Annotated in this window: 10 protein-coding genes; 6 read left to right on the forward strand and 4 right to left on the reverse strand. The window is 36.1% G+C overall.

From position 1 onward, the window contains the following. The first annotated feature begins 11 nt into the window (after positions 1-11). Positions 12-1,532 carry a SusD/RagB family nutrient-binding outer membrane lipoprotein gene (locus WAE64_RS06170; protein WP_340235372.1) on the forward strand — a complete coding sequence of 507 codons (1,521 nt, stop codon included), beginning with the start codon at positions 12-14 and terminating at the stop codon, positions 1,530-1,532. Between the two features lie 255 nt (positions 1,533-1,787). Here the strand turns inward: WAE64_RS06170 and WAE64_RS06175 are convergent, their stop codons facing one another. The 3 genes from WAE64_RS06175 to WAE64_RS06185 form a co-directional block, all read right to left on the reverse strand. Further along, complete coding sequence (locus WAE64_RS06175) at positions 1,788-2,987, reverse strand: FAD-dependent monooxygenase (protein WP_340235373.1); 1,200 nt, start codon at positions 2,985-2,987, stop codon at positions 1,788-1,790. A 639-nt stretch (positions 2,988-3,626) separates the two neighbouring features. After that, entirely contained in the window at positions 3,627-6,131 is a 2,505-nt protein-coding gene (locus WAE64_RS06180; RefSeq protein WP_340235374.1) for an immunoglobulin domain-containing protein, read from the reverse strand. Positions 6,132-6,183: 52 nt separating this feature from the next. Next, on the reverse strand, positions 6,184-6,516 hold the full coding sequence (locus tag WAE64_RS06185; RefSeq protein WP_340235375.1) for a LytR/AlgR family response regulator transcription factor: 333 nt from the start codon (positions 6,514-6,516) through the stop codon (positions 6,184-6,186). Between the two features lie 179 nt (positions 6,517-6,695). Here WAE64_RS06185 and WAE64_RS06190 point away from each other — a divergent pair, with 179 nt between their 5' ends. Together WAE64_RS06190 and WAE64_RS06195 are read left to right on the forward strand one after the other, a co-directional pair. Next, the gene (locus WAE64_RS06190; RefSeq protein WP_340235376.1) at positions 6,696-9,866 is read left to right on the forward strand and encodes a ligand-binding sensor domain-containing protein; all 3,171 of its coding nucleotides are present in this window, start codon (positions 6,696-6,698) and stop codon (positions 9,864-9,866) included. 65 nt (positions 9,867-9,931) lie between these two features. Then, positions 9,932-10,579: a response regulator gene (locus WAE64_RS06195; RefSeq protein ID WP_340235377.1), complete on the forward strand. Its 648-nt coding sequence runs from the start codon at positions 9,932-9,934 to the stop codon at positions 10,577-10,579. A 109-nt stretch (positions 10,580-10,688) separates the two neighbouring features. Here the strand turns inward: WAE64_RS06195 and WAE64_RS06200 are convergent, their stop codons facing one another. Continuing rightward, positions 10,689-11,267, reverse strand: coding sequence for a uracil-DNA glycosylase family protein (locus WAE64_RS06200; protein ID WP_340235378.1), 579 nt, complete (start codon positions 11,265-11,267; stop codon positions 10,689-10,691). 87 nt (positions 11,268-11,354) lie between these two features. Between WAE64_RS06200 and WAE64_RS06205 the strand changes: the two genes are divergently transcribed. The 3 genes from WAE64_RS06205 to WAE64_RS06215 all read left to right on the forward strand — a co-directional run bounded on the left by WAE64_RS06205 (position 11,355) and on the right by WAE64_RS06215 (position 13,384). Then, positions 11,355-12,197: a hypothetical protein gene (locus WAE64_RS06205; protein WP_340235379.1), complete on the forward strand. Its 843-nt coding sequence runs from the start codon at positions 11,355-11,357 to the stop codon at positions 12,195-12,197. Between the two features lie 258 nt (positions 12,198-12,455). Next, complete coding sequence (locus WAE64_RS06210) at positions 12,456-12,734, forward strand: hypothetical protein (RefSeq protein WP_340235380.1); 279 nt, start codon at positions 12,456-12,458, stop codon at positions 12,732-12,734. Beyond that, positions 12,734-13,384, forward strand: coding sequence for a hypothetical protein (locus WAE64_RS06215; protein WP_340235381.1), 651 nt, complete (start codon positions 12,734-12,736; stop codon positions 13,382-13,384). Before WAE64_RS06210 ends, WAE64_RS06215 begins: the two co-directional genes overlap by 1 nt. The last annotated feature ends 163 nt before the right edge of the window (positions 13,385-13,547 follow it).

The following is a 13,547-nucleotide window of genomic DNA, read 5'->3' on the forward strand; positions in this document are numbered from 1 at the left end:
TGCTATCAAACATGAAAAAAATATATAGTTATTTATTGATAAGCGCTTTTATTGTATTGGCCTCTTCTTGTGACAAAGGTTTCGATGAGCTTAATATAAACAAAACAGCAGCCACAGCCATTAACCCGGTTTTTACATTCAATAATGCTTTGATTAATGCCTCCTTCCCAGCAGGGATTGTGCAGTATGAAATGGGGATTGTACAACAAATGGTAACACCTAATTCCGGAGTAGTTGCCGGAGCCAACTTTAATCAGGACAACAGAGATGCAACCCAACAAACATGGCAACGGTATTACAGAACAGTAGTATTGTATACAACTGATGTACTAAGAACAGTAAAAGATGTTCCTGCAAGAAGTAATTTGTACAACATGGCTCGTATCTGGAAGGCTTATGCTTTTGTTATCTTGTCTGATACTTATGGTGATGTACCTTACGAACAAGCCGGTAAAGGTTTTACAGACCAGATAGTGCTACCAAAATATGATACGCAACAAGCCATTTATACAGATATAATTAAAGAGCTAACTGAGGCGTCAGCAGCACTTGATGCGGCTAAAACCCGTGAAACAGCAGATGTTTTGTATGGTGGAGATATTACTAAATGGAAAAAATTTGGTTATTCTTTGTTGCTGCGTGTGGGTATGAGATTAAGCAAAGTGAATGAGGCACTGGCAAAAGAAACAGTACAAAAGGCCGTTCAGGGAGGCGTGTTCACGTCAAATGCTGATAATTGTTTTATTAAACACGATGCCAATTATGTGAATGGTGTTGGTCAGATGCTTAATTCTACCGAAGCTGCCAACTTCTTCTTAGCCGCACCTTTTGTAGATTATCTTAAGAAAACCAATGACCCACGATTAAAGTCAATAGCTGTAAGGTATGTCGGGGCTGGTTCAGGTTCTGACCATGTAGCTTCCAGAGCCTCTACAGACCCTGCAATTCAGATAGGTATGCCTTTGGGTTATGATAACAATACCGTTAAAGCGCCTGCGGCAGCAGCAGGGCTGGCGAGTTTTTATGAGTATAGCCAGGTTGATAGAACCCGTATGACCAAAGTAGCAAGCCCAATGTATTTTATTACTTATGCGCAAACCCAACTACTACTGGCCGAAGCAGCACAACGAGGCTGGATAACTGGTTCGATAGAAGATTTTTATAAAAATGGTGTTAGAGCCCACATGGAACAATTGGTTTCTTATGATGCTAATTCTGCTGTTGCGCCAGAAGCCATAGATACTTATCTAAAAGATAATCCTTTTGTACCAGCCAATGCTTTGGAGCAAATTAATACGCAGTATTGGGTTGCCTCTTTTTTAAATGGACCAGAAGCATTTGCTAATTTCAGAAGAAGCGGTTTTCCTAAATTAACGCCCAATCCTTTCCCTGGAAAAAGCATAAAAGGAGAGTTTATCAGAAGATTAACTTATCCGAATTCTGAGATTTCTGTTAATTCTACTAATGTAAAAGAAGCCATAAGCAGACAAGGAAACGACGATCTGGACTCTAAAGTATGGTGGGATAAATAAATTAATACGCTGTAGACGAAAGTAAGTTTTAATAAAACTGTAAATTGAACTGTGTTAAAGTAAAGTTAGCAAAGATGTTAATTTCGCTTTAAATACAGTTCAATTTACGTTTTTTACCTAACAATTGAATCTCTAATCATAGAGGATTTTAATGTTTTTACGGATTTATGATTATTTAAGATGCCATCTACTACCCCTTTCAATTACGGCCAAAACAACACATTTTTAAACGAAAGAAATAATACTAAACACTTCCTAATTAAAATCCGGAAGTATAAAACCTTCTTCTTTAGTTTTATCTTTAGATTTAGAACTAAAAAGATTAACCAGCTTTTGAACCGGCTTACTGGCAAAAATACCCGCAAATGTGTTCAGCAATGCCACGCCAAATCTTGTCTTTGGATACACAATCCAGGGTACCCCTGGCGGCAGATTCTGTACTTTTTCTACATATGGACGCAGACATTGTTCATAAGCAACAAAGGCATCTTCATGGTTTTCATGTCTGGCTAATTCTCCTGCCAATACATAAGCTCCCACTATAGCCAGAGACGCCCCCTTACCAGATAAGGGTGAAGGACAATACGCGGCATCGCCAACCATCGCCACTCGTCCGATAGACCATCTGGGTGCTTTGATCTGACCAATTTTATCTAGGTAAACATCATCCGATTTATCCAAGGCATTGCTTATTCGCTCGGCTTCCCATCCCGCTCCAACCAATTTCTTTTTGAGCAAATCTTTCTGCTTATCTGCTGATAACTTTTCGTAGCCTTTGTCGGCTTCCAGAAATGCCACAGAAGCACGCATAGTTCCATGATTGTCTGGGCGAAGCATTAAAACCCGTTTGTCAACAGCAATATACCAGCGCCACCATTGCGTATCATTTTTGTGACGCGGAATAGTCATGTAAGCTATATAAAGCCCTAAATATTTAAATACAGGCTCTTTGCCAAATACCAATTCACGGGTGCTGGAGCGAATACCATCAGCTGCAATAACGAGCTGAAATGTTTCTATTTTACCGCTAGAAAAGGTTACCTTCACCTGATCAGGTTGTTGCTGTATTGACATTATAGAATCGTCGAACTGATAGGTAACGTCTTTCTTTGTGCTATCATACAAAATGCTGACCAAGTCGCCCCGAATAATCTCCAGTTCGCGGGTTCCTGTGAGGGCCGCCTCTTTCGGGAAAGAAGCTTTTGGTTGATCATCCTGACCGATAAACTGCAAACCAATCTCCCCCGTATTTGAATCCCTGACAGCGGTCTTGATCCTCATTTTATTAATCACTTCTTCGGCAGGCCCACTAATATCGATATTCTGCCCACCCAAACGAAGCGATGGTGCTCGTTCGACAATAGTAACCTGATACCCATATTTAACCAACCAGAATGCCAATGTAGGGCCTGCAATACTGGCTCCTGAGATAAGTACGTTCTTAGATTTTGTCATCAATGAAAAGAAAAATAATCGCCATCAATAGCTAGTACCATTCAACAATTTAAACGAGTTGACAAACACTTAGTATCTATAACTATTTTTACAGAAATTCGGCCCGATTTTTCTGTAATATTTTACTGCGGTAAGATTATAGCCTATCGGTATACTAAAGGGTTGAGTAGAAATAAGTTCAGTCAATGGCTTGGAGTTGATGAATGGACTCTTAGAAATTGGGAAGCTAACACCTATAGTTCTATACCTCATAATATGAAAGTATTACAATCTTTGTTGAGCGAATTCAATAGCTAATGCTTAGTGTAAATATCGGAATTGATTTAGAAAATAAACTTAGCAGGTATGGGAGTGTAAAAATCCTTGACACAGTTCAGTTTACACTCCCAATGAAATTGTTTTAATTCTTGCGCCACTACAAATATCAGAGAGTATGAATTTAAGTCTAGTATAAGAAAAAAATGTTAATGCTCCTCTTTTTGTTTTTACAACCACTTGCACACTTCCTCCCTATGAAATGGTATAGTTTGTAATACCAACCACTAGGCTACCTCCAATAGTCATTACTGTCCATTTGGGTTACTGGCTTAGTCGAAACTTATCTATTCGTATTAAGTTAAAATACATATACAGAAAGCTTCAATTACACCCGCCAATTTCTGCAACAAACAAACTGCCGCTTTTTGCCTCAAAACCCGGGCTAAATGTAATGGATTTCCCTGCTTTATAAACTGCATACGCTGGCGAAATGACTTTATTGGTCGCCGTAATTGTATTGCTTGCAATTTGTAACGTACTTCCTGTTGTATAATTTGTCGTTAAATTCAAAACCGTTGAGGGAGTGCCAACCAAAACTAATTTTGTGGCGACCCTATCTCTTACGTAATTAGCAGTTTCACAACCTACATAATAAGTTGTATTAACGCTTGGATTTACCGTAACACTCGAGCCTACTGCTATTGGAAAACCACCTACGGCTTGTGTATACCAGGTTGGCGTTGTAGTAACAGCACAGCTTGCGGTTAAGGTTACGGGCGTACCTGCACAAGCTGTATTTGTGCTTGCAGCAACATTTGAGGGAGATGGTGGTGCTGAAAAGCTGACATTGGCAAAAATACTTGACTTTATGATTGGTTCACAAGAAGAAAATAATTGAAATTCAAGATTTGAAAAGTTTACATTACTGGTTGGGTATCTGCGAGAAATATTTACATCATAATTTTGAACGATGCAAGAATTGGCTGGAACAGTGAAAGAGCCAAACTGCGAACCCGTGCTTCCGGCAGCCGTGATTAACAAATCGCTTGAATTTGATTGCGAAACAAATTGCATATTATAAGTTCGTGCTTCAGTGATGTTATTATTACAAACTTTTATTTGAAAATTGGCAGGCGAGCCAAGCGTAATATCCGGAATCGTTATGGTATTTTGAGCTGAACCAACAATTTTCAAAGATGGCTGGTCTCTCTGATAACCACCTTCGTACGGACAACTTGTGCGGCTATCATTTTGAAGCTTAAAAACAGGTGTGCCAAACATGGGGTCTTGGTAAATATTTATTTTTAATAAATCTCCCACATCGTTATCTTCTAAGTGCACACTCATGGTTTGGGTACTACTATTGGTTGCACTATTGGTTGCTCCATAACTTCTGTTGGAGCTAAAATTTAAGCCAGCCGATATACCCGAGCCACCAATATTCACAACGGCGTCTATTCCAACGGCCTCCTCAATATAATTATCTACTTTTATTGTACTTGTTAGAGTAGTATTAATACTGGTTGAGTTTTCAAATGCAACTCCTCCACCTGATAAAGATATTAAGCCGTAGTTAGGATTTGTTGGTGTTGTTGCATTGGCAATATTGGCAGTATTGAGGGCTATAAGTTGTTTCCAGATATTCAATTGATTCTTTGCCACTACACGTTGTTTTAAACTGAGGGCAGTATTAAGGGTATCTAATGCAAGGGCATTGATTTCATTTAATATACCACTCCGTGTAATGAAATTGAGCCTTTGGGAGCCATCAACGGGAACCATTATAAATCCTTTTTTTTCATAAGTGCTGTAATTGGAAGAGTTAATGAACAGCATATCATAGATTCCATAATAATAATCAAGCCCTTCACACACAAATATATCTTCACGTGAGCCTGGGGTTGTCCCAAAACCAGTTGTGGAGGATATACAAGTTTGCTTTTCTTGTATTTTCACATTTGAACTACCCACTTCGTTCGAAACCGAAAACTGAACAAACGCTTCCACATCAACTTCAGCTATAAAGCCTACACTCCCTTTGGTACCCAATTTTACTGCACCATAACCCGACTCAGACAAACCAGTTGTAATATTAGTTTCTACCGATTGGCAGGATGTTCGGTTTACTTCAAATTTGCTATAACTTTGGTCACCCGGAGGGGCATGAAGTACCGTAATGGGTAGCGAGGGTTGAGTAATGATGCGCGGTTGCCCTGAAGTGTTCGTAAGCAATGGTACACTGGGTACTTTCACTCCATCGACGATGAATGGTAACACCATCGTTACTCGTTCTTGAACTTCACCTCTGAAAGTTATAAATTGAAATACTATCCATGCCTGCGACCGGGCACCAGAGAAAGTAAAAGTACCCTGATATCTGTATAAATTCTCATTTAATACCTTTTCAACAAATGGAATACCAATATTGGAATCGTAAGTATTAGTTTGCTCACTTTTCCCTATTCCGCCTGGTAATGGATTTTGGTAAGAACCGCCTCCGTTGATATTGACTGGTCTATCCATTACCCATGTATTATAGATATCATTGCGGAAATCAAATTCGAAAGAAATAGTAATGGGTTGGCCTGCTGTGGCTTTGAAGCGATTACCTGCACTGGTATTATTAATAGTTTGAGATATCCATCCATTAGTGGCAGCAATATCAATATTGTCATTAAGATCTGCTCCATAATATAATGCACCTGCATAATTATTATTGCCAGCTACACTACCGCCCGAACTGGTTACCTTTAAAGTACCAAAATTGGTATTCCATACATTACTAAAAACATTAGTTGTCCATTGGGCATAACTCATTTCAGAGCCGAGCATAAGGCATAAAATTGCAATGATGCTGAGCGTATTTTTTGTAAATGCTGTTTTCATTGGAATATCGGATTGTGAGTTTAGCGTTTTGATTTAGAAAATACCTGAAATATTACTCCATGATTTTTAGAAAAGCAGTAGTTCTCCGACGAGAAAGAGGCACAGATTCATTGTTTTTTAATAAAATCCTTGAAAAAGCACCTGTTTGCACTTTATTTTCAAAATCTGCTACAAATTGAAGATTGATAATAAAAGAGCGATTTGGGCGAAAAAATTTGAATTCCTTCAAGCGTTTTTCTAAAATACCCATTGTGGTAGAAGACAAAATCTGGCTACCATCAACAAGATAAATAGTAGTATAATTGACATCTGATTTCATCATCAAAATACTATCGGGTGCAATATTTTTTCTACTGCCAAGATGAATGAGTTCGTTAGTTTCCATTAATCTTTTTTTATCACAAAATTATCCTTAAGCCATACTGTCAACAATCGTTGATTCTAATGATTTTTGATTAATAGTGTTGTAAAAAATCATTGATTTCAATGATTTATGATTAATATTGGTGTAAAAGATTTTTGATTTCAATGAGTTTTGATCAACATAAATTATCATTGTAATTAATGAAACCATTTATTTTTCTTTCTTCAAGAATTACGATTGCTTCTTTTTTGATTTTGATTGGTACTGTACATCTTATGGCCCGGCAAAAAGATTTGCATCTATCCTCTAACGAAATCAGGAAAATTGCCATGCAACATTGGTCGGCAGCCGAAGGGCTTTCGCAAGGGCTGATTAACGATGTGGCAATAGATAAATGGGGGTATGTCTGGATTTCGACTAAAGAAGGACTGAACCGTTTTGATGGCAATTCATTTAAAGTATACCGGCATTTGCCAACCGACCCCAAGTCTATTTCTGATAATTATATTACGTCTTTACTTGTTGATGATAAAAACAAAATTTGGGTAGGGACTTTTACAAACGGCTTAGATTACTTCGACCCAGGCACAGAAACTTTTACTCATATTACCCTGAATGACCTGAATATAAAAGGTACGGGCTTGCATGATGTCTCATCCATACAAGATGCAGGTAACGGACGAATTATGGTAAGAATTGGAGGAGATTTGAGGATAATTGAAACAAATAAAACTGAAAAAGCATTTCGCATTAGAAATATTGAAGCAGTATATCCAGGAATTAATCAGATAAGTCAAAACTTTTTTTTCAATAAAACTTTAATTTGTCAGGCTAATGGCTCGGTGTGGATAAATGACAAAGAACAAATTTTTCGCTATTCAGCTAAGGGTTTGGAGCAAATCTCATTCGATAATACTTTAATAAAGAGTAATTCTTTAAGAAAAAAAATGTGGGAAAATCCATACACAAAACAAATGTGTTTGGTTGTAGCTAACAGCATATTTCAATACGATAGCACTGCAAATAAATTTTTATCATGGTTAGAACTGCCCAAACCTTATACTTTTTCAGACTTAATATTTGCCGACCAGGAAGGGAATATCTGGACAAGCTATAAAAATAAATTTTACCTCAGAATTGATTACAAAACTCACTCATTTGAATTAATACAACCAGTAGCCATTGACTCAAATGACCAAACAATCATGTTGAATAATAAAGTAGATAAACAAGGAAACATTTGGTTGGGATCTAATGGCTGGGGGCTTTTTAAAATATCACCTACAAATATTTTTTTTAAGAAAATTAACATTTATCCACAAAATAAAATTTCTTACGGATGGCCGCTACGAATTTCAAAAAATGGGATAAATGCCTTTTACGACCCCGGTATTATTTCAGATTGGATAAATAAACTCGACCGTTCTGACCTTTTCCAGAGAGGATTTAAGAATGCTGACTTTGATGAATTTTTTGCAGTAGATGGTGATGGTAATTATTGGTTTGGTTTGGTAGACTTGACCAAAAAAAGGGTAGTAGTCATTAAAATGAATGCACTTGGCGAATACACAATATTGAAAGAAAAGAAAATACCTTCGGTAGTTAATAGATTTGAAGGGTTTCAACCTATTTTTTCAGACAGAGAAGGTAGAATCTGGACCGCCGTATTCACTAATGAAGATTTAGTAAAATTATATTTATTTGAGAAAAATACAGGCAAAAGTAGAGAGTTCGTCCTTCCAACAACCCAAAAATTGCTTTATAGCGAAAGGTTGATTAGCGATTGGGCCGAAGACCAGGATGGTACCATGTGGCTGGCAACCACCATTGGCTTATTTGCACTTTCGCCCGAAACAGGGCAATGGAAAGTATATACTGCAGATGGAAAAAAAAACAAATCTCTATCATTGAATAAATTACTGAGTATTAGAATAGACTCAAATCAACCTCAAAAGTATATCTGGATAGGTACAGAGGGCGGAGGGCTTAACCGTCTCGATAAATCAACAGGCAACATTAATACTTATACCATTAAAAATGGCTTGCCAAACAATGTAATCTATTCTATTCAAAGCGACAAACATAATAATTTATGGCTGAGCACCAACAACGGACTTTGTCTTTTTAATACAACTACATTGAAGTGTCGAAACTTCGATAAATCGCATGGTTTGGAAGCAAATGAATTCAACCGATACCAATTTAGTCAATCAAAAACAGGAGAAATGTATCTTGGCGGGGTTGGATTTAGTGTCTATTTCAACCCGGAAGATTTTTATAAATTATCAAATCCTGCAAAAATTGTCATCAATGGTCTTAAAGTTTTGAACCAGGAAATTGATATAGATAATCAGGATGCACAAAAAGAACCAATTATCACCAAAGCAATAGAGTACACCAAAAAAATCACTTTACATCATTATCAAAGTATGGTAAGTTTCAATTTTGCTTTGTTAGACCTAAAAAATCCTGCTTCTAATTATTATAGGTATAAGTTGGTAGGTTTATACAACGATTGGGTAGATAATAGCAAAAAGAAAGAAGCTACCTTTACGAATATTGACCCTGGAACCTATACATTTATGGTATCAGGGCACAACGGCGATGGCGTATGGAGCAATCCGGCACAGATGGAGTTAGTAATACAACCAGCGTGGTGGCAAACATGGTGGTTCAAAGCCATTCTTTTTATTCTTTCTATATATTTACTTTATGTGTTTCTTCAATACAGGGTTTCAAAAGCGGTTGAAATGGAAAAACTCCGTAATCGTATTGCCCAGGATTTACATGATGAAATCGGTTCTACTCTCAGTAGCTTAAGTATTTATAGCACGGCACTAGCAAGGTCTTTCACAAGTCTACCCCAAAAACAAGCAGAAATTATTGATAAAATATCAGATAGCACCATAGATATGATGGCAACGATGAACGATATTGTTTGGAGTATAAACCCGGCCAATGATTCGTTTGAAAATATGATAAACAGAATGAGAGCTTATGCTTCGTCGGTAACAGAAGCGACCGAAATAAAACTGAATTTTGAAAATAATTTGAATAATGACAAAGTTCGTATCACGATGTTACAGAGAAAAAACTTATACCTGATTTTTAAAGAAGCTGTAAACAATTCGTTGAAACATTCTGAATGTTCCAATTTGAGCATAAAGTTGTTTATGACAGACAAAAAATTATCACTTTTAGTAATTGACAACGGGAAAGGCATTGAAGACAAAAATAATCTGGAGTCAAAAATGGGTGGAAATGGCATAGCAAATATGCACTCACGGTCGAGAGAATCTGATGGTACTATCGAAATTATTTCACAACCACAAACAGGTACAAGTGTCCGGTTTAGTGTAAATGTATCGTAAATAGGAGTAAAAAATCATTAGAATCAATGATTCCTGAAACGAGCTAATTACTTTACTTTTGTTTTATGAAATACAGAATAGTAATTTTTGATGATAATAAAAATCGTAGAGATAGCTTACGAACATTAATCTCAATGATTGATGACATGGAATGTGTGGGTGAGTTTGAAGATTGCCGACAGGTTTTAGATAAAATAGACCTTAGCCAGCCCGATTTAGTGCTGATGGATATTGATATGCCTTTTGTAAATGGAATTGAAGGCGTGACGCTAATAAGAACAAAATATCCTACGCTTAAAATCATCATGCAAACTGTTTTTGAAGACAACGATAAGGTATTTAGTGCCATTTGTGCAGGAGCAGACGGTTATATACTCAAACAAACAGCCCCGAATAAATTATTAGATGGCATGCGTGAAGTAATGGAAGGTGGAGCTCCGATGAGTCCGGTAATTGCAAAAAAAGTTTTATCGCTTGTAAAAATACAAGACAGAATTTTCAGTAAATCAGATTTTGAATTGACCAAAAGAGAGCTTGAAATTTTAAAATACTTAGCAATGGGGTACAGTTATAAAATGATAGCCGAGGCTTGTTTTATTTCGTATGCCACCGTAAATACTCATATCTCTAATATCTATACAAAACTCAAAGTTGAATCAGTGGGTGGGGCAGTATCTATTGCAATCAATAAAGGATTGATAAAAATAGATTAATTTCCTTATACTGTATCAATCTGAAAAAATACAGGCTATTTTTCTTTTCTCTATCCCCAGCAATGAATCTAGACTTGAATAGGCTTTCCCTTTATCTTAATTTGACTGCCTATTTCTTACCTAAAACATCTTGAATAACAAGCTTCAACTCCGGCAATACCTCTCGGCTAAACCATTCATTTTTTGCTTGCCAGATGTTGTTTCTTGGTGAGGGGTGCGGCAAAGGGAAGTATCGGGGTAGGTAATCCTGATAATGCCTTACGGTTTCGGTGAGGGTGTTTCTGGCAGATGCGCCCAGATAATAGTTTTGGGCATATTGCCCTACCAAAAGCATTAATTCAACATTGGGCATCTGGCTGAGTAGTTGCTGATGCCACAAAGGAGCACATTCGGGACGTGGTGGTAAATCTCCGGTTTTGCCTGTGCCGGGATAACAAAAGCCCATAGGTATTACAGCTATGAGCTCGGTATTATAAAAAGTAGCCTTATCTACTCCCAACCAAGCCCGCAGGTTATCGCCACTCTTATCGTTCCAAGCGATACCTGTATTATGCACAATTCTACCCGGTGCCTGCCCGACAATCACAATTTTACTCTGCACACTAGCCGCTACCACCGGATTCACCCCTCCTACCAAATGTTGTTCGCATGCTTTGCAGTTTTTTATTTGGGAGAGGAGGGTTTGCATGGAGATTACAAAAAATTACTACAATGTATTTTTATTTAATCGGAATCAAATACCTTTGGTGATTATATAAAATTAGCTATAAATATTGTGACTACAAAAGATACCGGATTACAAAACCTTACCTTTCGGATTGCAGGAAAGAAAATACAAATGAAATATATCATTATTTTTATCCTAATCATTACTTTTATTTCTTGCAAAAAAAATGAAATTAATGAAAAAACTCCTGTTTGTAAACTCACAAAAGCTACTGCTGAAGATTCTCCAGCCGATTCCATAGTGTACAAATACAACGAAAATAACAAACTTAGCGAATTAATAAATTACGGATACAATTGTGGTATAAAGTGGTTTTTTACTTACCCTAAGCCAAATCAGTTAGTTATTACCTACCAACCTGGTTGTCCGGACATTTTCCAGGATTTCTTTCCCGTAGTTATTGATTTTAACGCTACTGGTCAGATAATTGAAATGAAAAAAAATCCTTCTAATGGGCTTACTTTTTCTCCCTCCTATTCAGGCGATAACATTGTTTCATTATTGCGAAAAAGTCAGGAACATACCAGTGAAACTCGTTTTGAATATGTCGGCAATAACGTTTCGAAGGCATATAGAGTTTTAGCTGGAAATACTACAGTTGTCGATTATGAGGGGCTAAAATATGACAACATGAAAACCCTTTACACAAAAGAGTATATAGCATTCAGATTATACACCAGTACATTTATTTTTGATGGTATGTTTGATTATTTGAGCCAAAACAATGTTTTAAGTTATAACAGATATTTAGGTTCAGGACCACCAGTAGATAAAGTTGAGCGTACAATAGAATATAATTCAAATCAATACCCTACTAAAATAATTTCAAAGATATCGAGTCGCTATGTTTCTTATTCAACAACTGGCAATTACCTATATTCTTGTCAATAAACGTTTGTATGCTGCTGACTTAGTTTGACAATCGCTATCTTACTTTGTTTAATGTCGGCTACTACTGGATTCACCCCTCCTACCAAATGCGGTTTGCAGGCTTTGCTGTTTTTTATTTGGGAGAAAAGGTGATGTATGGAAAAATATAAACTTCTATTTGAATTTATTACTTGGCACCAAGGCAAACACTAATTTTATATGCTAATACATATAAAGTTACCTTAGACAAATTTATTCACTAAAACGATTTAAAACTTAATGACCACTTTCGACGAATACAAAAGCTTGAGTACAATAGAAAAAGATTTGAAGCTTAATTATCCAAAGTTAACAGATTTTGAAAGGTTATCTTTAGCAATTCAAATACAAAGAAATCAAATTTTAAGTGCGGGATTTGTAGTAAATTCTTCAAGTCCAAATGGCTTAGAAGCAATTGGTATTGCTCTAGGATACTCTAATAATTCTTTTTCGGGGAATATCAATGAGAGATTATCTGAAATAACAGCTGCACTTGAAGATATTAAGGTAAACAACTAATGAAAAGTATCTTAACTTCTTACCAAAATTTGGTGCATATACTCACAAAAATATTTGGCATATTTAGTGTAGTTGATAAGAACTCTGAATTACATGTAAATCTTGGTTTTCAAGTTTGGGGAACCGGGCATTTTAATAAATCACCTCATTTTGTTCTTACTAACTCGTATCTATTTGAATATATTTTAATACTAGTTTGTTCTTTTTTAGATGAATATAATAATGAGTTTACTCCAAACAATTGTGAAATCCTTAAAGAAAGAATACATAAGTTTAGAACTCAAATAAAACCGGTAATTAAAAGAATTAATAAGTGGAAACATTTAAAAGATTACAGAAATACAGTCTTAGCTCATAATCTTAGATTAAAGGATAAAAATTCAATATTTAATCAACCAGCTGCCCAAATGGAGTTTAACATACCAAACTCTCACGATGAGATTCTCTTATTGTGTGAATTAGTAGCTCTAATTACAAAAAATATTGCTGCTGAATTTCCTGAAATTATTGCTGAATTAGATTTTACAACTTCAGTAACAGACGTTATCAATATACCTTTTAATAAAATTGACTTTTATGCTGAATATAGAGAAGTATGTAATGAAATTCTACAACTTGGTCTAACTAAAACTGAAAGAACTAAGATTTAAAATATTGCATTTCTTGACAAAAATAGCCTATTTTTTCAAACATGGTTACGATTTTACAATCATTACTTCTGTAATTCAAATAAACTCGCGAGAGAAAATCTATTTATCTTAATTTTATTTACAACACTATCACTTCTTTTAACAAATACGTTCGCATGCTTTG

It is taken from the genome of Emticicia soli (assembly GCF_037860775.1).
GTDB lineage: Bacteria > Bacteroidota > Bacteroidia > Cytophagales > Spirosomataceae > Emticicia > Emticicia soli.